Origin of the sequence: Paenibacillus sp. FSL P4-0176 (assembly GCF_037975265.1) — a bacterium.
GTDB classification, from domain to species: domain Bacteria; phylum Bacillota; class Bacilli; order Paenibacillales; family Paenibacillaceae; genus Paenibacillus; species Paenibacillus amylolyticus.
The window spans coordinates 1,864,923-1,885,494 of record NZ_CP150242.1 but is presented as its reverse complement, the minus strand read 5'-3'; the positions used below and the strand labels follow the sequence as shown (position 1 = coordinate 1,885,494).

Genomic DNA, 20,572 nt, shown 5'->3' with positions numbered 1-20,572 from the left:
AAACTACGTGAGCAACTACAATGTTTCCTCAGGAAACATACTTCGTAAGCCTCCCGCTTATTTCGGCTGAATTCCATATTCGATGCTGATGATGCCACTAGGCATCCTTCGTAATCAAAAGCGGGCTTTTTGAACAACCTCTATAAAATCCTGTACTTCACACAGCCAAACCATATGATCTGTTCCTTCGCCCCAATAGTTGTTCGCCACCACATAGGGTTCACCGAATTTGCGTTGCCACTTCTTCTGTGCGATCTGGTAACCGCTATCCAGACAAAATTGCTGAATTCCCAGCCGTTGCAGTTCAGTAACCAGTGCAAAAATGAGCGCCGAACCAACCCCCTGTCCTTGAACCTCGGGCACCACATACAGGCTACCCAGTTCTCCGATACCGTTCAGCCGGCCCTCTGTACATTCTCGAATCTCCTTACCACACGGTCCATACGAGATTGTGCCTACAATAACATCTCCCATTTTGGCGACGAGGAAAAACACACTTGCTTTGATGTTGTCCTTTGCTTGCAATGCCTTGTGAATCATCGCTTTTTTCTGTGTTATTTCATCCTGAATATCATCCAGAAGCGAGCCTATTCCCTCCTGATCAAATGCTGCGGGAATGGTTGTCTCGAACACCTGATACACTCCATCTGCATCCGATTGTTTCAAAGGTTCAATGGTGATTTTGTCATCCACAGGTTCTTCTCCGTTCCATATACCTTCTTAATCTATACGTCGCTGAATCAGTCTTCTTAGTTGATTCGCATCCTCAAGAGGAATGCTATATCCAGTATGCGTGTCTTCCTCGTTTACTAACAAGCCTTGCATCTTGGGATCCATTCCTAGTGAAAAATCATACCTTGTTATGGAGCTGTCCGCATTTGTTATGCTCATCTTGTACTGCGTACCATAATCAATAATACCTGGCATACGCTCTGCCTTATGTATGGCCTCCATCATGATTCGAATCTCGTCAGATCGATCAAACACAACATCTTGGCATGGTTCCAAGGCAAGGTTGGGATTACACGTTAAAGTGATCAGTACAGGAAGCCCTTCTTCCGCGTTCGATTCATTCGGTTTGCTACACCCTGCAATGAACGTGGCAATGACGACTATGAGCAACACGCCTACATATCTCACCATACTGTGTTCCTCCCGACTTCGTGTTAATTAGACAAGTAATGAACAGAGAAGTAATAGATACAGTATCTAATAACTCAATTGCACTAAACTTTCTGTAGTCATATTCAGTTACGTAACTCCGGGTCCCATGAAAACAACAAAGCGATCAGTCGCTCTACGGTCTCTTCCACAAATACCTGAACTCTCTCACCCGTGATGAACTCAGGAGTAATTCCTGGTTCTTCCCCATTAAGAAAAGAAAACGTGTGGTCCCGCCAGCGTACAATCTCATCGGCAGTTAACCGATCCGTCATGTCATAACCCGGTGAACTGTTGAGCACCTGCCATACCTCTTCGCTCCAACTTGAACCTTGATAGAGATTAAAATCGATCTGGTCCGTCTCCTGGTAATATAAACGCGCCAGTTCATCCTTCGATCTGCTACTGTCTGTATGTTGATCTACCTTGTTGACCCGTTCGACGAATTCGGGATGCACACTACGGAACCAGTAATAATCTGTTAGCACATGCATAAAGTATCCTCGCACAAACCACTTCCATCCTTCATCGGTAAGTTGTTGCATATAGAATGAGTAAAGATCCTTCAATTCACCAACGTAATCTCCATCATCTTTTGGGTTGAAATGGGTGTATTCCTTATCATCTCTAGTTGTACCTTCGCGCATATGTATGGAATCTGGGGCGATATTCCCCAGATAGAATGAACCTCGATCAGCCTGAATTTGCAGCGAGTCTGCAATCAGATTAGCAATATTGAGATGAACCATAGGTAACGGCATAGAGTTAATCTCCTTTTATCGGGAAGTATTCTACTATACTTAGTAAAAAGAAACGATATAACCTACTGGTGCAACGCAGATCACTAGAATAGTGAGACTTCGCTAGGTTCCACCTTTTTTTCACCGTAGATGCGTGATTATCCCTGAATTCTCTCCACTTGCATGCGGTCAAACAGCTGCTCCAGATCCGTATGGTACTCCGGGTGCTCCTTCACAAGTAGACTAATGTATTCAGATCCACATTCATAGAATACTAGACGATTATACGGAGCAGTATCTCCAAAATGGTTGCTTTCCTGCCCAAATTTTACCCGAATCAGATTCTCAATATAACGCGCGTAACCCTCGTTCCACTCCAACCAGCTCCAGTACTCGGCTTGTTCTTCATTTAATGAACGGAACAGTGCCTTTCTAGCTGTCTGTACTTGTGTCAGGTCTTTACTCTTCAAAGCAGACAACAATGAGTTAATCCGCTCCACAACGATTTCATCTTCATACGGAAATTCATAATCCAGTTCCCATGTTACGCGCTTCAGCTGGTCCATTTTATGTTTAATTTGAAGACGGTTGACGATCCGCTCATCATATTTCTCATATACATAACAATGAACATATTCGTGGAACAGATAAACTTTCTGCTCCAGATCTTTGAACGCTGTATCCGTTACAATCGCACACATTCGTCCGTTCATATGATGCACCGGCATCGCAGCAAGGCATTCATCTGGAATATATAAATCGTCCGGTACCGTCTTCACCCACTCATATTGCTGCGTTTTGGACGAATAATCATAGATATATAATAAAGCTTCATAGGCTACAACCACTGGATAATGTTCTGCAAACAAAGGATGTAGACTAACCAAGTCTTTCTGAAGCTCGTTTAACTTGTTAATTTGTTCTAGAAAAGCATCCATGTCATGAACCTCTCTTTACTGGAATGATGCGTTAATCATACTAGAATAGGAAAGATAAAACACTGAGAGAAAAATGATAATTCTGTTCGAGTGTGAGATGGTGAACGTTAGAACCGCTCTCCGCGTTTCTCATACAAGTAGATATCCAGTGCCTGAATCCCACGCCGGGCCAGCTTAATAAACAAGATCAGCGCATACACGCCCAATCCATATAACAACACATTAATCAACATTGCAAATATCGTAACTATAGAACCAACCATCATTATTATTCCTCCTAATTGACCCTTTTAAATGTTCACTCCCTATTCTAGCATATTTTTCCTTAGTTCATTTTTGGGTAGATGTAAGAGTTGTTTGGTATGTTTAGTGGTTCAAAACGAAAAAACTTCCACATCCGTATGTGAAAGGTGGAAGTTTTGTAATCCGGTATACAGTTTCCTAAGTTCGCTCACCACTGACTATATGCCAATGCTGATGCTTCGAGTCTTGATAACTGCCCAAGTTAGTTATAATCTTCGACGAGCCTGTCTGAGCTAACAAGTCAGCAGCAATCTTTTTAATGACACGCATCATTTCTAAGAGTAGTTCATCATTATTCTCTTCCTCTTCTGAAATGAAGGACTGAATATGAATCTTGGGAATCACCACGATATGGTGTTCGTAGTATGGTCGGGTATGGTGATAAGCTATAACGTTATTTGTTTCCATGACAACTTTGACTTGCGTTTTACCACTCAGCATCTCATCACAATAGAAGTCCTGCGTCATAACATACCCTCCTCTTACTAGTTAGTTCTAATATATCCTGCCTTCTTCAACACATATTCCGTAAACGGATTGATCTCAGGGATCGGCTGATTCAGATCAAAATATCGGAGTTCCAGCCCTTCATCATCCATAATGGTTGGGCTGCCCTTGATACCTGAAGCTTCATAAACAGCCATGACGTTGTAAACTTCATCACCATGTGGGTACTGATAGTACATGTCCTCACCTGAAAAAATGCTAATGAGTTTGAACGATTCCGCTCTCAGTCCGGCCTCTTCATACAATTCCCGCGCAGCTGTTTCCTCCAAAGACTCCCCGGGTTCCATGGATCCCCCAAGTGTCCCCCAATCCAAGCTATCTGTACGTTTTTGTAGCAACAGGTGACCTTCCTCGTTGAACACGAGTACACATGAGCCCGCCATAATTAGAGGACGCGGGCCTACCAGTTTTCTTAGCTCCATGATATATCCCATCCATGCTTCTCCCCCATCTTCAAAGTGCATACGTGAAACCTACCCTTATGATTTGGTCAAGATTCCCTGATCTACGGATTTCTGAATAAGCTGCTGCGCATACTCCCACAATGTTTCGGAACCGTTCGCAATCTCACGGTTTCTGTTTAATACCTGATCACTTGTAATGTTATATTTCTGCCACGTATCTCCCTCATTCTGATGATTGTGGATCAGAGGCTGCAACCGATCAAGAGATGAGGCAAATTGTGCTTCAGGCGTCTGCTTTGCTTCAAACTCTAACCATAATTGGAATAGTTCTTCCGCCTGTTCCTTAGGCAATATACCAAACAGCCGATGAGCTGCTTTGAGTTCACGATCATATTTATCCGTGTGTCCCACCGTATTATAAGCGAACGTATCTCCGGCATCAATCTCGACCAGATCATGAACGAGAAGCATCTTAATGACTTTGAGGATATCCACATCCTTGTTGGCATGACTCTGCAAAACCAAGGCCATCATCGCCAGATGCCAGGAATGCTCCGCATCATTTTCAAGTCTCTCACCGTGCATAATTCTCGTCTTTCGTTCAATCGTTTTGAGTTTATCAATCTCAATGAGAAAGTGAATCTGATCCTGTAATGATTCGCTCACAGCACATCCTCCTTCATATCAGATACCCATCTACGTGGATAGATCGTACCAGTAAACTCTATAGTTAAAATCCAGTGACATTCCCACACCCTGTGCCAGACGAATTGAGCCCGCATTGTCCGGTGAACAATCCCAATACGGATGTATGCCTGCACGACTGCATTCATCTACAAAAGCTTTTGCCACCATCGCACCATAATTTCTTCTTCTGTAGACTCCAACCGTTTCAATATCAACCGCATGTGTCTGATCTGCGATAAATGCCGAAAAGCAAACACTCGCGATATCATCGTTATGCACTGCAATATAGCCAAAGCCATGTTGTAAAAAATAATCTATTTTCTTTCAAAAGTGAGATATTTTATCTTTCAGGAATGGAGAATTGTTATATCTTTTCTCTCCTAATAGTACTTCATCTATCCTGAGAATTCTGACTTTCTCGTCCTGTGAAGCACATATGTCGAGAGGTGCTTGCTGACTTATCGAATTTGGATTCAACTTGAATACATGCTGAATATCACTGGAGATATCTCTTTTCCCGGAGATGTGCCGAAGAAAATCTTCCCAGGCTTCGTCCACCACACCAATTTCAACAGCATGCATATGTAAGTCCAATAACTCAGGTTCAATACGTTCCCGCATGTACTCTTTCAATTCATTCAGAAAGGGCTCACTTCGAGAGTCGCCGATCAACTGAAAACCAGATTGTCCATGTACCCAAATTAGAGCTGCTGTGATATTCTCTGCATCATCTACATAGATCCGTCCCGGGTTCAAGCCAGACGCCACCGCCTTGACTTCAATATTCTGACACGAGTCCGTGAGATGTTTTACTTTGTGGAAATCATGTTTATTAATCTCGGTAATCATAGGTTCATTCCTCCCGAATTCAAGACGAAAGCCATAAAGCGTGTGTAACCTCTATCAAATCGTATATTCATAGATTCTCGTCTCTTCATCATCGAGCAGATATCCTTTGCCGATATAGGCCCAGTTATTTTTTTCATAATAATCAGTCAGATCAGTACATAAATACAGCTTGTCATACCCTTTTGCTTTCACCTCATTTAATGCATGGGTCTGAAGTTGTCCACCCAGATTTCGGCCCCGATATTCTGGATCAACATGAAGACATGCAAACCAGGGAAAGAGATCCTGCCTGCTATTCAGATCACTTCGCAACAAAGCGCACCCACCGATAATTCGGTCTCCGTCCAACATCACATAAAATCTTGGCACATCACTCTCTGTATCCACAGAACGCTCTATACAATCCCGATAGAAATGGAAGCTTGATTCCGAGCCCCATTGTTTCCAGAAATACTGTACTGCTTCTTGCATCACGTCCGGCTTCTGCCGAATATCAATAATTTGCAAAATGTTAATCTCCCTTCGCGCTTTTTGCTTTCGTATATGATCAAATGTCCAATTCAACATTCAGTTCACGCACAAAAGCAGCTGTCCCCTTCATTCTGACATCCATATCCTCACCATCCCGAATCACACTCACTTGAACCTTTCCTTCTCTACCAATCTCATGCCCTTGCTCTACCACAAACTGTACCTCATCAATCTCCGGTTTCACATAGGTTAAATAATAAGCACCCATCACCCCGGAGGCTGTTCCAGTCACTGGATCTTCCGTCGTACCAGAGTATGGTGATGAAAAATGTCTGGCATGCATCATCGCATCGAAATCACGGGTTTCGAAACAAAAGGGATGCAGGGAAGCTTTGGGATTCTCAATTAAAATTCCTGGGAACAGGGAAGAATCCGGTCTCATTTTCATAAAGGAGTTCAGTTCACGAATCGGGATTAATAACGTCCAGGCTCCTGTACTTCCATAAACGATTGGCGCAGAAAGGTCAACATCATCCAGAGTGAGATTGATGGCGCTTACCAGCTTCTCGATATCCCCCTGGAATGGTATAAACTGCGGCTGATCCTGTTTCATTTCCATGTAAATGGTGTCGGCATTGCGCTCAAATCGTATGGGTAATGTACCTACATTGGTTTCAATTGTGATCAACTCTTTGTCACTTAACATCCCACGCGTCTTCAAACCATACAGTGATGCCATTGTGGCATGACCACACAGATTAATCTCATGCCCCGGTGTAAAATAACGTAGTCTGACGTCAGCTACTTCAGAGTTCAACACAAATACCGTCTCATTAAAACCAACCTTATAAGCGATCTGCTGCATCTCCGTCTCACTGAAATGATCAGCATCAAAAACCACTCCTGCCGGGTTACCTTGACCGGGAACGGTAGAGAAAGCATCATAATGATAGACCGTAATATTACTCATCAACAGACCCACTCTCTCTGTAATCTATGAGGCGCACATTTCCATATAACTCTACGCTTGCACCATCCATTACAAGCCCGCCACCATCTTGGCACGCATAAACCGCCGTACGATTAACACGGCTATACTCTCTTAATGAATCCAGAGTCTCTTCCGAACCATCCCAGTGCGGTGCAAATTCAAAATCAACAAGCTCCAGTGCTTTCATATCATTCAAACCCACTTCGTTCTCATCTGCATCTTCCCCATACCCAGCTATCTTTATCGTAGGTGTAGTCAGAATACTGCCTGCGCTGACCCCAATCAGAATGCCACCACTCTTCACATAGGAACGCAGCAAACCAAGCACATTTCTCTTCTGTAATAAACTTAGAAAATAAAACGTATTTCCGCCGGATAGATGAATCGCATCACATTCGAAAATAGCGCCAAATGTGCTCTCCTCATACTCCAGATCAAGATCATAATATTGAATGTTATCTATTCCTATTTGATTATAGTAACGTCTAGTGTGTTCAAAATACTTCCGCTCCGGGTCGGAGCACGAAGGGATATATCCGATGGAAGGCTGTGCACTTTCGAATAAGCTTCGTATTCTCTGATCCAATTTATCATTAGACTCGAAGAGCAAATCACTTAACAGAACCAACGTAGTCATCTTATTTCCTCCCGTACCTATTAGACTTGCTTAAACTCTCTATCCAAAATGGAGAAAAAATACTGGTCTGTCCACTGATTGTTCCACCATAGTTCTTCTTGGAAGACGGCCTCCCGTGTCATTCCCACATGCTGCATCAGTGCGGCTGAGCGAACGTTTTGTGAATTACACATGCCGACAACCTTATGAGCTTGTAACTCTTGAAACGCAAATCGTAACAAAAGACGGGTAGCCTCGCTCCCATATCCGTTGCCTGCGTATTCTGAAAGTACAGCGAATCCAAGTTCCCAGCTTTTTCGGTAATCCACATAACTCCACATCTGAACGATACCAATGGGGGTATCAGCCGGATCATTTATGCGGCGTATAACGAAATCATAGGCATATGGTTTAGCATCTGCGACAACAAAATGACTGCGATATTTCTCACGGACCTTTTCCTCATTCGTTTCAACAGTTTCCTCAAAGCTCCATATATTTGTGTCACATTCAAGTTGACATATGAAGTCGAGGTCCTGCTCTGTGACTGTTGTTATTCTTACCTTCTCTCCCACGAATTCCATGTGTATTCATCCCCTTTATAAAAAAGATCATTGCTTCGGAATCTCCCACTCTGTATTAAGCACACCTCTACCAATATTCCATTTGGCGAGCAAAGCTCTCTGTCTGTTTTCCAGATTAAGATAGGGTGCTGCCACACAGGATAACGTGTCAAACATATGGATAAAATGAGGCCCTTCCTTGAAACGTCGAAGTCCGCCATATTCTTCATCATCCGCTGCCCATACAATCTTTTTAATACCCGACATTAATATGGTACAAGAGCACATAGGACAAGGTTCACAGGTAGTATAAAGCGTCAAGTCTTTCTTCTTCGAGAATTTCTTCTTCTCTACATCCAGCAAATGTTTTCCTGCCCGACGAATGGCATCCACCTCAGCATGTGCGGTGGGGTCGCAATCCGAGAAAACTCGGTTCCTGCCTTTACTCACGACAATCCCATCCACATCCACGATTATCGTACCAATCGGATACGTTCCTTCAATAAGTGATTGTTCTGCTTCTTCCAGAGCCAAAGTTAAATATTCATAATCCGATAACTTCATTTGAAAGTCCCCCTAAGTACAGTTATAGACCACCTACAAAACAGACTCCTTGTGCAATGTGTAATAGAAGAGATTGACGGAATCACCTTTAATCGTTAAACGTTTCGGATTGTGTACTGCCCGGCTTCACCCAGAAAATCACTTTTGGTTAACTCTTTTTCTCCGAGTAATATCCTGTAGTTCGATATCGTACCGTCATGTGAAATGATAAACGTATTGCCGCTCTGTTGCCTGCACCATTCAAGAAGCTTTTCAGCTAATATCTGGAACCGATCTGCATCCATCTGATTAATACTTTCTTCCCAACAATCCAACCCCAAATTAAGCATTCTTATGTCACTATACTGATGGCTGAGCTCTTCCTTGGAATAGATCTGATCACAGACGAAAGGAACAAACTCTGGATTCTGAGGAAACATTCTTGGGCCAACCAGTGGGCTGAAGAACGCAAGATTTTTGATAGGGATTATGAGTTGCGCTGTTTCAATAGTACGTTTCGTTGGACTAACCAAAATGACGTCTTCAGGAGCAAAAACCACTTGTTTACGCAACGCTATAACCTGACTTTTTCCCAATTCAGTGAGGCCAGGGTGCAGGCAATTTAATTGATTTGGGTAATCTACCAAGTGTTCGCCATGACCATGACGAATAAATGTAATGTCCATAGGCACCTATTCCTCTATTTCTGAATGAAGTGTTTGATGCCTTTTGCATCAAGAAGGTTACTCAGTTCCTTTTTCAAAAACACAGGATATACTTCCATCTGCTCTAGTTCGTCCAAGGAAAACCATTGGAAAGTTAACTTACCGTTATCTTCTAAACCTTTGAATTCAGTTTCACTATATAGCTTATGGGCTTCCGGCAATGTGATGAGATAATAAAAGCCAACTTCATGATACTTCAGACCATCATATTCAAAGAAATCTTCACTAACATATGCGAGCCTTTGCGCTTCTACATGAACACACAGTTCCTCCATCATTTCTCGTATAATAGCCGCTTCTGTTGTCTCGTTTAATTTCACCCGACCTCCGGGCAGATTCCAGAAATCATCCTGTTCAGTCGTATGCAAAAGAACTCTTCCCGCATCCATCACAATACCTGCCACACGGAAGTTGAATTTGTTGTTATTTTGTTCATACGATACATTATTGTTATCTGCAGTGGTCATCTCGCTGACCATCCATCAGCAAATCCGTCCATGAATCCCATGATGAATGAGGGAATGATGAGTACGAGCAATAAAATTAAACTGGCTATGCCCCATCTAAGAATTACTTTCCGTTTGCTTCGAACACCTATAATAATTAAGATTGCGGTTATTGCAATTAAGGCTACTCCATAAAATGTCATAAAACTGACCTCCGGTATGTATTCGTATTTCATTAAGGTTACTGCAGAATCTTTTCTAACTTGTGCCTACAAGCCTCGCGGTCATAATCCGAATTATCCAGCCATACCTTATCCATTTGAAGTAACCCATAGATTTTGGACTCCAGCTTCTTTCTTTCCTGCAAAACCTGTACCGTACCCTCAACACCCTGATAACCCTGTGCCTGCCCCAAACCCTGGTTCGTATAATAATTAATGAATCCCTCTGACCATTCTTTTGGTCTTTCACTGACTGCCTTATCAAAGGTATAGGATATATCTTTCTGGTCGATATAGATGAGAAGCGGATTCAGAGCATGAATGATACGCCCCAGTTCCAATACATACTGCACATTCTGCTCTTTGGATTGATTGCATTTTACGAGACCCATGGTTAGTGGATTCTGGATAAAACAACATTCAAATATCGTGATGCAGTCATCATTCGTGCTTAACACGTTTTGGGTGAAATCTTGCCACTTCCCGGTGATCAGCTTAACATTTTGCTCAAAAGGAATTTCGTAAATATCGCGGCTGAAAATATCCTGTACAATGTGATCGGGAATCTCTATTCCCCATTGCTCTTTCATCTTACGGTATGGAATCAGGAAACCTTGATCATGAGCAGTCGCATTGCTTTCCAGAATCTCTCTGTATTCTTCATGTGTTTTCAATAAAGCCTCGAAGTCTCCAGCATAATAAAAAGATACGCCCTCGTAATCAGCCGGGTGATCCAGGTTCCCTTCTTGAAATAGTTGTACCTCCTTGCCTTATCCTATCAAAATTTCGGATACCATTTTGGCAACCGTTGACTTGCCTGAACCCGGTAATCCTTCAATGAGTATTAATCGCCTATCCATCATTACATCATCCTTTAGGTTGTATAAAATTTTCAGCTCCATGATCAAGACAGTGTTCTACTGTGCTTAATCAATGTCTGCAAAAATCCATTGCGCGTTATCGCCATCTTCTTTCTTTTTCCAAAACACCATCGTATTGCTATACTCTTCGTCGTTCTCATTTAACTCATTAACTATCACCACTGCCTGATAGAGTTTCCTTTGCTCCTGTATAGTGATATCGCTCATGGAAGTAACCTTGAGAACTTTGTATCTTCCCATACCTGATATAGGAGATTCAGGATCAATCAAACTCATATATGCTATTTCATCCTTTTCGTATAAATAACGTATACGGGCATTCATAAGTTTGACGATTTCCAATTTGTCACCGGTATAGTTTGTTTCATCGAGATACTCTGGTGGGATGTCTTCCTTCTCATGGGATGTCGATATTTCTTCATCCTGTTGTGTCTCTTTTGCTGTGACACTTTGAGCCAAGGAATCTATTGATTGTTGTGCATCTTCAGTGTTTTCCTGGTTCTGACAGGCCACCAGAAGTAGTAATAATAATGAAACTACGTTTAACTTTTTCATAGTCAGCCCTCCATTCAATCATGGATAATACTCCCCTCGTAAAGACCTTAAATGCCTTTAATTTAAAATAGAGACTTCCTATGTATGTAAAATTCTCTCTCAAGGTACATCATAACCCATAATGTGGAATTTGCGAATAAACGAAGTTAACCATCTCTGTTTCTATAGCATTTCGCGCAAAAAACCACGCTTCTCTGCACGAGTTATATCATGCAAAGCGCGTGGTTATCAGCAGAACTTTCATTCAACTTTTGTAACTGTCCACAATCAATCTAGCTACCTACTAAATAGCATATTCATTATGCCGACCGCTTCAATCTGGATCTCTTTTTCTTCATTATCCAAGAAAAGGTAACTATATGTTAAAAAGATTCCCATATGCAGTATATGTCCACCTTTATAATGAAGCGTCTTTTCCTCACCGTCGATCGTCTGCGTAAACGTCCTGCCTTCATTCACATCATACGAAGAATGGATGTCATGTTCACTTGCGAGCCACGCAACAAAATCTTCTTCGTTTGGATTGGTCATTACTAGAATAACGAGCAGAACAACAAGAACAACAATGCCCTTTCTTAGTCCTGCGCCCTTCTTGCCACCATGCTGTGTGTATTCACGCTCCATCCCGTTCACCCCGTTTCTTGAACAGAAATCTCTACGTTCTTTGCCAAAACCCAACCACTCAATCCATACGAGGATGAGATCACCATATACTTGTATTTCTCCTCGATCAGCCGGATTTGCAATTCGTCATAGGAATCATAACTGACAGGCCAAGCTTGACCCTTCCCTGACTCTAACAACTCTCGATTATAAGGGATAAAATGCTCTATTTCCCACTCATCCAGATCCAAAATAATGCTGCCATGCAGCGGTGTATCAAACGCATGGGCCATTACACCAGAGAATAAAACATCCATATTTTTCGGCACATCATGACTTGAACGAGTACGCATCCTAATTCTTTTGTTCTCTAAATCAACTTCGTAACTTAATATGATGTTGTCATGCAAACTTGGCATAGTCCCCCTCCTTCCATACCTTATAAATCCGAATCAAACACCATAATATTGTTTATAGTGTGAGACCCATTCCGCGTTGGAGAAATCAACAAAGTCATACGGCTCGCACTGTTTAAGGTAAAGCAACTCCTTGTGCGCCTGTTCCCCATCCATATTTTCCAGATAAAATAAAGTCTGCTCATGTCCCGCACCACATAATAACTGCACATCAATATAACTGCCCGTATCCTGATTCTTTCGTTTGGCTTTCCAGATCAGCGTGGTGTCCTCCACATTTCCAATACAGAATAACATGATGCACAATAGTCTCAGAACCTCGTTATCCTCTGACTTCCGGTTCTCAATCTCTTGCTGAAGCAGCTGTCGGATGGCCTCCCGGTGTACCTCATCAGGTTCCAATCCGTACAACTGCAACAGTTCTTCCTCGTTCATACGTGTACTCCCTACCTACTTGAGAATGTTATTTAACTCTTCCGCTTTTTTCCTGCTATCTATTCTAGCATAAAAATAAAAAGCGATGACGTGTAGCACGATAGATAATAACCACATGCCGGGGAACCAGGGAGCGATGAATTGGAACATGTCTACCGAGAATAACCATACCATCGCCATGCCTCCTGCAATATTGAATGTGGAAGAAATGACGATATTCCATACCGGTTTTAACGTAAAATAGTTCCACAGTATGTTATACATCATTCCAAACAACAAAGCTGCAATAAAAGCAATACCCGCTATGTTCCATAAATAGGACATCTGAATGGGCAGATCACCAAAGAATATTGTAGCCAAGAACGTGATCCATAGCGTCATTATAGTGAATACTTGAAAAAAAGAATTTCTAAGTTGAGTAATCATGATAATTTCCCCCTAAAGTTTTTAATATAAAATCGGCTGACGAAGTAACTGGAGCTATCGCTCAGGTCTACCTTAATTCGAGCTTGGTCTGTTGCAGAGAATGCGGTGATGTACCGCGTATTGATGATCGTTTGATTATTTATTTTTACAAAATGAAGGTCATCCAGATCCTCTTCTACAAATTTCAGACGTTTATGAAGCAAGTACCTCTCACCTGAGATCACCCGGACACAGCACATCCGATCCTCTGATTCAAAGGCAACCACTGAGCTCAACTGGATCTGTATATTGCGATTATTCTTGGCATGGATGACCGTTAATTGAGTTTCCGATTCACAGATTGCCTTCTGAATACGGTCCCACTTCGACTTCTCCGCAGGATGGGTTATGACCTTGGCTAACCTTTTTTCAACTGTCGTGTCCTCTTCAAAAATGACTTTCATGTGTTTGCCCCTCCTCTCACAACTCATATTACAAGCATAGTTACGGCAATCCCACTGTATTGCGTTTTGTTGCATGATTTTGCAAGTTTGTTGCATCGGTACTGCATAGATACTAAAAAGAACCACTCCATGGGAGCAGTTCTTTTTATAAGGAGGTGCTACGTTAACCTTACTCAATCTCCAGATACATATCCCGATTTTGCAGGATCATCTCATTCATATGTTTAATAGCTGCTTGCGCCACGGTCTGATAGGTGTCATATAACACCTCTGTTCTCTGAAGCAAGATTGGGTCCTTATCCAGATCTGTTGCCAGCACCTCAAGCCACTCTTCACCCACTTTATTTTTGTCCGTAATGAGACTTTCAATCTGTTCAAGTACATTAACCATCTCATCTAAATGAAAAAAGTGCATCCCATTTTTTATTCCATTCCAGCTTTTGATCTCAATGATGTTATATGCCGAAAACCAATAAAATTCTGCCAGACTTTTCGTGTGATTATGATAGGAATAGAACAGAAATAAAGCTTGTTGCCCTTCGTGTAACATTCGGTATATCTCTGATTTGGCTGCCATATCTCTGCCCCGTACTGATACAAGCATTGGTTCAATACACAGCCAGCTCAGTTGCTTTGAATATATATCTTCTGGTCGAAGTTTAGCCTTCATAACATGCTCCTTTCTTTTTACCTATTTAAGGATTCTCTGGTACTTCCACGGCCGGGTCATTCTCTCCGCCCATTCTGCGTCTGGATGTCTCCATTTTCCCTGTCGAAGGCACATGGTCAGAAGCTTTAGCTAATCCGAATTTGGGCATGTTGGCGTATATGGTCTCGAAGGAACCCGACTGAGCCTTGTATGTTTCATGATATATCCCTACTGTTCCGTCAGTACCAATGGATCGGTTGAATTTTTTCCAAGCTTCCAAGTGTAGTCCACCTCGTGCGTATTTCTCCAATTCATCGTAAGAGCGCCAGTATTGTAGTAGCGTCACCCCACGCCTGCTTATAAAATACTCTGTACTCAGAAATCCGGTCTCCGGATTCATATACAGCTCTTTAATCATCGGGCCCATGGACTTAAAGACAGGCAACCATTTGTGTATAGCCCACAGACGATTAATCCTCATTCCGATGATAAAAACAACAAATTCTCCCTCAATCTCAGCGGAGTATCTTCCCTTATGTATGTTCGCCACGTAATCTCTCCTTCTCTCAAAACATTCGATTTCATCGGATCTGGACGACCCTGCCTATCCGCTCATAGGCATTCAAGGGAAACTCAAAACTCCACCGTTTGTGATATTCCTCCAGTCCCATTTCCTTCAATTTGCTTAATTCTCTGTAAAATAGCTTAGTCAACTTGACCAAGGATAACTCCTCAGACATAAGCAATCGCCCCTCTGTAACGGCTTCCGTGCTAAAGTTATCACTCATCTCATACATCATGAATTGAACGATTACCTGCGAACGTTTCTTGATCCAGAAGCGATATTCTCCAGGTTCGGTCTGCATGGTCATGGTTACCTCCGTGGCTCCTTTGTGCAATGCAACGAATTGACGTGTTATCTCATCCACCGCATCCGACAAAAAAGAAACCGGAATCTCAATCTGTTCTCCCTGATCAGGTTGAACCAGGATATCCAGCCATCCGTGCGGTTCAAGCGTCATAACGATGTCCATAGTCATCCTCCTTTATGCAATTCTGTGAAGCAGAATAATTGGAAACCCATTTTCAGATATAACCGCTGTGCCGCAATATTCCCTTCATTTACAGCTAAAATAATCTCATTAATCTTGGGATGCAACTCACAAACGCATTTGTGCAGTGCCTTCATTGCTGCGTAAATCTTCATACACATTCCAACTTGTATACAATTCTTTTAGCGCTAACGCCGTTTTATGTATGAACTCTTCCATAGCTTCCATGGATAACATATTTAAATCACCCAAAGGTTCGTTGTCAGGGTTAACTAAAAACTCAAGTTTCTCTTCTCTATACTGGTACACCTCAGATTCCAGCAATCCGCCTAAATCAAATGCTCTTCCCACATTCAGCTCATTTAACCAATCGTTGGCCCTATTCCAATTCCGTAAAATCATAAACTCCAGCTTTGTGACATCCTGTGTATACACACTTCTTCCGTTGGGATGGACTTCATATGCAGGATAGATATCGAATGTCCACGCGCGATCCGTATAGATATGGGCGATGTAACCGCACAGATATTGCAGGAATTTGGGATCACTATAAGCTAACTTCTTGTTGGATTCAAAAAATCCTTTAAGTTCTTCGTCTGTTGCGAATCTTCCTGCCTCTGGCATGAGGTGGGTTCTTGCCTTTTCTGTACGAAGATTAGTTCTTACATGGATCGAATCAGGAGCAAGGCTTCCCAATAACAATTCAGGGGATGGCTCGGATATCAATTCGGATGCAATTGCAAAATGTACCATCGGCCAAGGCAATGTAAAAACTCCTTTCTTTAGTCAATTGGTCTTAAAAGAGTTAAATTTCATATCCCAAAATGCACAATGCTTTTCCCATTTATCTCAGCATACTTTGCCATGTTCGCAAGCTTATGTAATTCGTTGATTAATTCAACTTTGTTGTACACGAGTTTCTCGTAGTAGCCCTTCCGTTCTTCTCCATCAAAACAGTAACTCCCTGTCAGAACAATCGGATCCGCCGCATGGCTGAATAGATCAATCCAGGCCTGAAGCAGTTGATGAAACTTCAACAAAACATCCTGCTCTTTAATCACGGTTATTCCATAGTTGTTCAGTCCACTACATCTCATACACGTAGATGGATTCCATGTATCCAACCAGCAAAGGGAATCATAGATGTACGCAATGAATTCGTCTTCCAAGGTCGCATGATTCTTTGTGGTTAATCCACTTCCATGTATTCTCCCTTGTGAATCCCATGAGTAGGAGGTATGAATATTCCCGTCTACTTGCGATTTGTTTTCAATAACAAAATGATGCTTTGGCATGCCTACATTTGTCCCCTTTACACGCTCACTTTCATTCAATCCTCTTAATTCATCATAACCCATGTATTGGTAAATGCGAAGTTGTTTTGAATCTAAAAATCAAAAAGCCTCCACAGTCTTATTCGACAGTGGAGACTCTATTTGCTTCTACACTTTCATCAGAAAAGTCACTAATGAAAATGGTCTTCAAACATAAACATCACGGTGTAGCAGTAATCTCCCCTGTACCAACTATCTGCATTGCTGGGGCAACATAATTTCCTGCATCATTTCCTGTAAGAGTGTAATTAATCGTTATTACTTTATTGGTTCCTACAGCTGCATTGTTGTAAGTGGCTACGGCGATTACCTGTACGTCATCCCCAGGGATAATGTTAGATAATGCACCTGGTGTTACATTTGCAATAAGAGTTCCGTCATACACTTTGGAGAGTATTAATGTCGGAGACGAGATCATCAATTGCTTTCTAGTTATTACACCATTCACTGCAATTTCATCTGGTGCAGTATAGTTTGTTCCATCATTACCAGATAAAATATACGATACGGTTATCTTTTTATTTGTTCCTACATTTTCATTATCATAGACTCCTGAAGCACTTACCGTTACGTCATCCCCAGGACAAATACCTTGTTTATTTTCTCCACAAGATCCTACTCTAGAACCTGCTATTGCAGTTGTTGCAAAGGTTCCATCATACACTTTGAAAGTGGTGATTAGGTCTATGATCGTCCCCGTATCTGCACTAGATTGTACATAAGCAGTGTAGTTCGTATTATTAACCGGAGCAATATATTTGCCACTATCCATACCAGCTAATCTGTAAACCACAGATACAAGCGCCGCTTTAGGCGGGGAAGTTGTATCATATACCGCCTCAGCACTCACCGTCACATCCTCACCTGGAACAACCCCAACTAAGGAACCTGCAGATACGACTACCGATGAATCTCCATCTGTATTCTCAATAACAGTCAACAATGGCTCCCCGATCGTCAACTGTGCGGCTGTAATAACTCCTGTCTGGATTGTATAGTTTGCAGGCGTAATATACTTGGACGCCTCTGGTCCGCTCAACGTATAAACTACAGTGATTGTTTTACCTGTGCCTATTATTGCATCATTGTAGGTGGCTGCTGCACTTACGGTTACATGGTCTCCAGCAGCAACCCCGGTTAGTGAATCTGCTATTACTGTAGCCGAAGACGTTCCATCGTACATTTTCTCGGTTGAGAGTACTGGAGCCGAAACGGTTAACTGATTTGTACCAATAACGATCTCTGCCGAAGCCATCGATATATTGTTCGCGAGATCAACGGCATATAAGACATACGTGCCTGACACTAAACCCGCTGTACTCATTGTCGTATCTACGTTTGCTGTCACCGACTGCTTCTTGCCAAACAACCCTGCAACAGATTGGTTTAGACTCGTGATTGTTTTTGGTGTTGCGGAAGGAACCAAATACAGATACCCATTTTCATTGCTTCTACCCACCACAGGATCTCCACCTGCAATATGACCACTCGTTACATTGGACAGAGTAGGAGCGATTGTATCCGTTCCTCCAGTGGAAGGTGAAGTCACAGGAGCAGTTGGAGTAGCTGGAGTCACTGTATTTATGACTTTATCCAACAGTCGAATTGTAGTTTCAAAAGTCGTACCACCTTTAGCAACGGAACTCAGCGTCACCTTTTCAATAGTACCCGTGCCTAGAATTTTAGCGACTGCATCTAAGAAAAGGTTTACAATCGTTGCATCCGTGCCTAAGTTAAGAGTCGTCCCCGTTGCTGTAACTGCTACGATAACGTCCTTAATACGGCCTTCAGGAATATCCACCTGAACCCCACTGCCTTTAATGATTAAGGAATCAAATGTTCCTTTCAAACCTACTTTTGAACCCGCAGGTAACCGCTCGGATAATGTAATCTTGCCGAAGCCATTCCCCGTAATATCCGTTTCTTGTAGCGTAGCAGGGGAGTGAATGGTTACTTCTCCAACTGTCGTTGAACCTTCTACAATAATGAGAACGGGTCCTTTTTTCTTATCAACAATAAGGGTAGATGTTACGGTATTTTTTAAATAGATGGTACTAACGCCCCCACCCTCTACCCGTGTCACACCTTTAATCGTAACATTCGTAAGGTGTACATCTCCTTCTTGGATACCTTCACTAAATAATAGGTTTCCTTTGATGATCATATTCTTCAATGTAACCCCAGCCGTGCTAATGAGCACATCCCCATCAATGGTCTGCGTCCCCGCCTCAGGGCCATATGTTCCAGCTAAGCTGTAATCCGTTGCTCTTGCATTCACTGAACGATCCAGCGCAACGACTGCTTCAGCACGAGTGATCGGTTTATTCGGATTGAAGTTATTATCGTAGCCCTGTAAAATCCCTTTAGCCACTATAGCATCTACCGAATTTTTAGCCCATAAGGCTATCATATTGGAATCCGTAAAGTGATTTCCAGTACTAGCTTCATTCGATAGATCCAGAAGATCATTGATAATAACTGCAACTTCTTGTCTAGTAATGGGTTTATTGGCACCGATTGTACCGTCCCTATAACCCTTTATGTATCCAGCTTTTACAGCTTTGGAAACCTCAGCATATGCCCAGTTAGATGAAGTAACATCCTTGAAGGATACAGATGCTGTTTCAGTAAATCCATATGAACGATTAACCAATGAGAAAAACTCTGCTCTTGTTATGGTATTGTTCGGTTTAAAGCTGCCATCTTCATAACCATGAATAAAACCTTTGTCGATCCATTTCGTAATTTGGCTTTCTGCCCAGTTTCCCTCGATGTCTGATGCCGAAGATTCGGCGGCACCCAATACTACATTAAACGATGAAAACAACATAACTGTAATCAATAGAGTGGTCACAAGCTTTTTAGCACAATTCATGATATTAGTCCTCTCACTCATAGTATGATTACTGGATCTTACTCGCTCAACTTATCACAAAGATCAGCAATAGTATACATAAAATACTGACCATGAAATATGGCTACAAAACCCAGTCTGTTAAAGAGTTTAGAGCCCAACTTTCGGTGCATACAGTATACATTTTTTCTACTCCTCCCTATCACATCAGAACTGAAATATAACAAAAAAAAGGACACCTCGTTGTCGTATCCATAGGTATCCTCGTTTATTAAATTAGGTAGTAAACTAAAATGCTGAATCACTAGTTTCCTCAATTCTCACATTCATAAAATCCTTCGTCTACTCAGAAACGCTGTTCCTTCTTCTCGGTACATCTCTATAGATTCATTGGTCACATGATCATGCCTCAATGCTCCCATATAATCTGTTCCAGGTTTGTTCGATCTATAATCTGAATCAATCGTGTAAATATTGAAGTGCACCTCATCTTCATCCTCTGACACATCTGTTTTATCAAAAAGTGAAATCACTTCATCTTTACCAAGATACCTAAATGGAGAATCCTGACGCTCTATAATATAAAATGGATATGTGAGGTTTTCTATCTGAATGAATTCATGGTATGCCTTAAGCTCATCAGGTATGAGATCCATGTACTGTCTAGCTACATCTTCTGCCTGAAATACACCTGAAATCCACTTCAAACTCCCCTTGGTTGCTACGATAATGAACAAACTAATCACCTTCTAATTTAAA

28 protein-coding genes and 2 pseudogenes are annotated in these 20,572 nt (G+C 42.0%); all 30 read right to left on the bottom strand.

The window, feature by feature from the left end:
• Positions 1-114: 114 nt before the first annotated feature.
• Positions 115-693 carry a GNAT family N-acetyltransferase gene (locus MKY95_RS08765; protein WP_076318244.1) on the bottom strand — a complete coding sequence of 193 codons (579 nt, stop codon included), beginning with the start codon at positions 691-693 and terminating at the stop codon, positions 115-117.
• 27 nt (positions 694-720) lie between these two features.
• The gene (locus MKY95_RS08760) at positions 721-1,143 is read right to left on the bottom strand and encodes a hypothetical protein (RefSeq protein ID WP_036669510.1); all 423 of its coding nucleotides are present in this window, start codon (positions 1,141-1,143) and stop codon (positions 721-723) included.
• A gap of 104 nt (positions 1,144-1,247) precedes the next feature.
• Positions 1,248-1,922: a zinc dependent phospholipase C family protein gene (locus MKY95_RS08755; RefSeq protein WP_036669509.1), complete on the bottom strand. Its 675-nt coding sequence runs from the start codon at positions 1,920-1,922 to the stop codon at positions 1,248-1,250.
• 137 nt (positions 1,923-2,059) lie between these two features.
• Positions 2,060-2,839, bottom strand: a complete 780-nt coding sequence (locus MKY95_RS08750) for a hypothetical protein (RefSeq protein ID WP_076318243.1) — start codon at positions 2,837-2,839, stop codon at positions 2,060-2,062.
• Between the two features lie 107 nt (positions 2,840-2,946).
• A complete protein-coding gene (locus MKY95_RS08745) occupies positions 2,947-3,105 on the bottom strand; it encodes a hypothetical protein (RefSeq protein ID WP_162158967.1) in 159 nt (52 codons plus the stop codon).
• A 175-nt stretch (positions 3,106-3,280) separates the two neighbouring features.
• The gene (locus MKY95_RS08740; protein ID WP_076318242.1) at positions 3,281-3,610 is read right to left on the bottom strand and encodes an HIT domain-containing protein; all 330 of its coding nucleotides are present in this window, start codon (positions 3,608-3,610) and stop codon (positions 3,281-3,283) included.
• 17 nt (positions 3,611-3,627) lie between these two features.
• A complete protein-coding gene (locus tag MKY95_RS08735) occupies positions 3,628-4,083 on the bottom strand; it encodes an NUDIX hydrolase (RefSeq protein WP_076318241.1) in 456 nt (151 codons plus the stop codon).
• A 45-nt stretch (positions 4,084-4,128) separates the two neighbouring features.
• Positions 4,129-4,719, bottom strand: a complete 591-nt coding sequence (locus MKY95_RS08730) for an HD domain-containing protein (protein WP_076318240.1) — start codon at positions 4,717-4,719, stop codon at positions 4,129-4,131.
• Positions 4,720-4,749: 30 nt separating this feature from the next.
• Positions 4,750-5,589, bottom strand: a pseudogene (locus MKY95_RS08725) (GNAT family N-acetyltransferase).
• Between the two features lie 54 nt (positions 5,590-5,643).
• Positions 5,644-6,096 (bottom strand): GNAT family N-acetyltransferase, encoded by a 453-nt coding sequence (locus tag MKY95_RS08720; RefSeq protein ID WP_339198225.1) that lies wholly within the window; start codon positions 6,094-6,096, stop codon positions 5,644-5,646.
• 40 nt (positions 6,097-6,136) lie between these two features.
• Positions 6,137-7,030, bottom strand: coding sequence for a PhzF family phenazine biosynthesis protein (locus MKY95_RS08715; RefSeq protein ID WP_076318238.1), 894 nt, complete (start codon positions 7,028-7,030; stop codon positions 6,137-6,139).
• Positions 7,023-7,688, bottom strand: a complete 666-nt coding sequence (locus MKY95_RS08710; RefSeq protein WP_076318237.1) for a Type 1 glutamine amidotransferase-like domain-containing protein — start codon at positions 7,686-7,688, stop codon at positions 7,023-7,025. Before MKY95_RS08710 ends, MKY95_RS08715 begins: the two co-directional genes overlap by 8 nt.
• A 20-nt stretch (positions 7,689-7,708) precedes the next feature.
• Positions 7,709-8,251 carry a GNAT family N-acetyltransferase gene (locus MKY95_RS08705; RefSeq protein ID WP_339198221.1) on the bottom strand — a complete coding sequence of 181 codons (543 nt, stop codon included), beginning with the start codon at positions 8,249-8,251 and terminating at the stop codon, positions 7,709-7,711.
• A 27-nt stretch (positions 8,252-8,278) separates the two neighbouring features.
• Positions 8,279-8,794 carry a nucleoside deaminase gene (locus MKY95_RS08700; protein WP_339198218.1) on the bottom strand — a complete coding sequence of 172 codons (516 nt, stop codon included), beginning with the start codon at positions 8,792-8,794 and terminating at the stop codon, positions 8,279-8,281.
• Positions 8,795-8,889: 95 nt separating this feature from the next.
• Positions 8,890-9,459, bottom strand: coding sequence for a phosphoglycerate mutase family protein (locus MKY95_RS08695; protein ID WP_076318234.1), 570 nt, complete (start codon positions 9,457-9,459; stop codon positions 8,890-8,892).
• A gap of 14 nt (positions 9,460-9,473) precedes the next feature.
• Entirely contained in the window at positions 9,474-9,965 is a 492-nt protein-coding gene (locus tag MKY95_RS08690; protein ID WP_076318233.1) for an NUDIX hydrolase, read from the bottom strand.
• Positions 9,966-10,185: 220 nt separating this feature from the next.
• Positions 10,186-10,920, bottom strand: a pseudogene (locus MKY95_RS08685) (hypothetical protein); the annotation flags it as partial.
• Positions 10,921-11,091: 171 nt separating this feature from the next.
• Positions 11,092-11,601 carry a hypothetical protein gene (locus MKY95_RS08680; protein ID WP_036610394.1) on the bottom strand — a complete coding sequence of 170 codons (510 nt, stop codon included), beginning with the start codon at positions 11,599-11,601 and terminating at the stop codon, positions 11,092-11,094.
• 276 nt (positions 11,602-11,877) lie between these two features.
• A complete protein-coding gene (locus MKY95_RS08675) occupies positions 11,878-12,225 on the bottom strand; it encodes a hypothetical protein (RefSeq protein WP_339198216.1) in 348 nt (115 codons plus the stop codon).
• A 5-nt stretch (positions 12,226-12,230) separates the two neighbouring features.
• Entirely contained in the window at positions 12,231-12,623 is a 393-nt protein-coding gene (locus tag MKY95_RS08670; RefSeq protein ID WP_036610400.1) for a hypothetical protein, read from the bottom strand.
• A 33-nt stretch (positions 12,624-12,656) separates the two neighbouring features.
• The gene (locus MKY95_RS08665) at positions 12,657-13,055 is read right to left on the bottom strand and encodes a hypothetical protein (protein WP_076318232.1); all 399 of its coding nucleotides are present in this window, start codon (positions 13,053-13,055) and stop codon (positions 12,657-12,659) included.
• A 15-nt stretch (positions 13,056-13,070) separates the two neighbouring features.
• Positions 13,071-13,481, bottom strand: coding sequence for a hypothetical protein (locus MKY95_RS08660; RefSeq protein ID WP_076318231.1), 411 nt, complete (start codon positions 13,479-13,481; stop codon positions 13,071-13,073).
• A complete protein-coding gene (locus MKY95_RS08655) occupies positions 13,478-13,924 on the bottom strand; it encodes a LytTR family DNA-binding domain-containing protein (RefSeq protein ID WP_047842163.1) in 447 nt (148 codons plus the stop codon). Before MKY95_RS08655 ends, MKY95_RS08660 begins: the two co-directional genes overlap by 4 nt.
• A 169-nt stretch (positions 13,925-14,093) precedes the next feature.
• Positions 14,094-14,594 (bottom strand): hypothetical protein, encoded by a 501-nt coding sequence (locus MKY95_RS08650; RefSeq protein WP_076318230.1) that lies wholly within the window; start codon positions 14,592-14,594, stop codon positions 14,094-14,096.
• 25 nt (positions 14,595-14,619) lie between these two features.
• On the bottom strand, positions 14,620-15,123 hold the full coding sequence (locus tag MKY95_RS08645) for a DUF4188 domain-containing protein (protein WP_076327140.1): 504 nt from the start codon (positions 15,121-15,123) through the stop codon (positions 14,620-14,622).
• A gap of 31 nt (positions 15,124-15,154) precedes the next feature.
• The gene (locus MKY95_RS08640) at positions 15,155-15,607 is read right to left on the bottom strand and encodes a hypothetical protein (protein ID WP_076327141.1); all 453 of its coding nucleotides are present in this window, start codon (positions 15,605-15,607) and stop codon (positions 15,155-15,157) included.
• 126 nt (positions 15,608-15,733) lie between these two features.
• On the bottom strand, positions 15,734-16,390 hold the full coding sequence (locus MKY95_RS08635) for a hypothetical protein (RefSeq protein WP_076318227.1): 657 nt from the start codon (positions 16,388-16,390) through the stop codon (positions 15,734-15,736).
• 47 nt (positions 16,391-16,437) lie between these two features.
• On the bottom strand, positions 16,438-16,920 hold the full coding sequence (locus MKY95_RS08630; RefSeq protein WP_076318226.1) for a hypothetical protein: 483 nt from the start codon (positions 16,918-16,920) through the stop codon (positions 16,438-16,440).
• A gap of 199 nt (positions 16,921-17,119) precedes the next feature.
• Positions 17,120-19,834 carry a YDG domain-containing protein gene (locus MKY95_RS08625; RefSeq protein WP_339198204.1) on the bottom strand — a complete coding sequence of 905 codons (2,715 nt, stop codon included), beginning with the start codon at positions 19,832-19,834 and terminating at the stop codon, positions 17,120-17,122.
• A 305-nt stretch (positions 19,835-20,139) separates the two neighbouring features.
• Positions 20,140-20,550, bottom strand: coding sequence for a hypothetical protein (locus MKY95_RS08620; protein WP_339198201.1), 411 nt, complete (start codon positions 20,548-20,550; stop codon positions 20,140-20,142).
• Positions 20,551-20,572: the final 22 nt, after the last annotated feature.

What these genes read in the sequence shown, in the direction of transcription:
- MKY95_RS08700 (WP_339198218.1), bottom strand. Translation starts at nt 8,794, where the DNA reads ATGAAGTTATCGGATTATGAATATTTAACTTTGGCTCTGGAAGAAGCA.
- MKY95_RS08705 (WP_339198221.1), bottom strand. Translation starts at nt 8,251, where the DNA reads ATGGAATTCGTGGGAGAGAAGGTAAGAATAACAACAGTCACAGAGCAG.
- MKY95_RS08670 (WP_036610400.1), bottom strand. Translation starts at nt 12,623, where the DNA reads ATGCCAAGTTTGCATGACAACATCATATTAAGTTACGAAGTTGATTTA.
- MKY95_RS08750 (WP_076318243.1), bottom strand. Translation starts at nt 2,839, where the DNA reads ATGGATGCTTTTCTAGAACAAATTAACAAGTTAAACGAGCTTCAGAAA.
- MKY95_RS08715 (WP_076318238.1), bottom strand. Translation starts at nt 7,030, where the DNA reads ATGAGTAATATTACGGTCTATCATTATGATGCTTTCTCTACCGTTCCC.
- MKY95_RS08630 (WP_076318226.1), bottom strand. Translation starts at nt 16,920, where the DNA reads ATGCCAAAGCATCATTTTGTTATTGAAAACAAATCGCAAGTAGACGGG.
- MKY95_RS08745 (WP_162158967.1), bottom strand. Translation starts at nt 3,105, where the DNA reads ATGATGGTTGGTTCTATAGTTACGATATTTGCAATGTTGATTAATGTG.
- MKY95_RS08665 (WP_076318232.1), bottom strand. Translation starts at nt 13,055, where the DNA reads ATGAACGAGGAAGAACTGTTGCAGTTGTACGGATTGGAACCTGATGAG.
- MKY95_RS08640 (WP_076327141.1), bottom strand. Translation starts at nt 15,607, where the DNA reads ATGGACATCGTTATGACGCTTGAACCGCACGGATGGCTGGATATCCTG.
- MKY95_RS08690 (WP_076318233.1), bottom strand. Translation starts at nt 9,965, where the DNA reads ATGACCACTGCAGATAACAATAATGTATCGTATGAACAAAATAACAAC.
- MKY95_RS08680 (WP_036610394.1), bottom strand. Translation starts at nt 11,601, where the DNA reads ATGAAAAAGTTAAACGTAGTTTCATTATTATTACTACTTCTGGTGGCC.
- MKY95_RS08755 (WP_036669509.1), bottom strand. Translation starts at nt 1,922, where the DNA reads ATGCCGTTACCTATGGTTCATCTCAATATTGCTAATCTGATTGCAGAC.
- MKY95_RS08625 (WP_339198204.1), bottom strand. Translation starts at nt 19,834, where the DNA reads ATGAATTGTGCTAAAAAGCTTGTGACCACTCTATTGATTACAGTTATG.
- MKY95_RS08760 (WP_036669510.1), bottom strand. Translation starts at nt 1,143, where the DNA reads ATGGTGAGATATGTAGGCGTGTTGCTCATAGTCGTCATTGCCACGTTC.
- MKY95_RS08735 (WP_076318241.1), bottom strand. Translation starts at nt 4,083, where the DNA reads ATGGGATATATCATGGAGCTAAGAAAACTGGTAGGCCCGCGTCCTCTA.
- MKY95_RS08695 (WP_076318234.1), bottom strand. Translation starts at nt 9,459, where the DNA reads ATGGACATTACATTTATTCGTCATGGTCATGGCGAACACTTGGTAGAT.
- MKY95_RS08650 (WP_076318230.1), bottom strand. Translation starts at nt 14,594, where the DNA reads ATGAAGGCTAAACTTCGACCAGAAGATATATATTCAAAGCAACTGAGC.
- MKY95_RS08675 (WP_339198216.1), bottom strand. Translation starts at nt 12,225, where the DNA reads ATGGAGCGTGAATACACACAGCATGGTGGCAAGAAGGGCGCAGGACTA.
- MKY95_RS08710 (WP_076318237.1), bottom strand. Translation starts at nt 7,688, where the DNA reads ATGACTACGTTGGTTCTGTTAAGTGATTTGCTCTTCGAGTCTAATGAT.
- MKY95_RS08655 (WP_047842163.1), bottom strand. Translation starts at nt 13,924, where the DNA reads ATGAAAGTCATTTTTGAAGAGGACACGACAGTTGAAAAAAGGTTAGCC.
- MKY95_RS08660 (WP_076318231.1), bottom strand. Translation starts at nt 13,481, where the DNA reads ATGATTACTCAACTTAGAAATTCTTTTTTTCAAGTATTCACTATAATG.
- MKY95_RS08740 (WP_076318242.1), bottom strand. Translation starts at nt 3,610, where the DNA reads ATGACGCAGGACTTCTATTGTGATGAGATGCTGAGTGGTAAAACGCAA.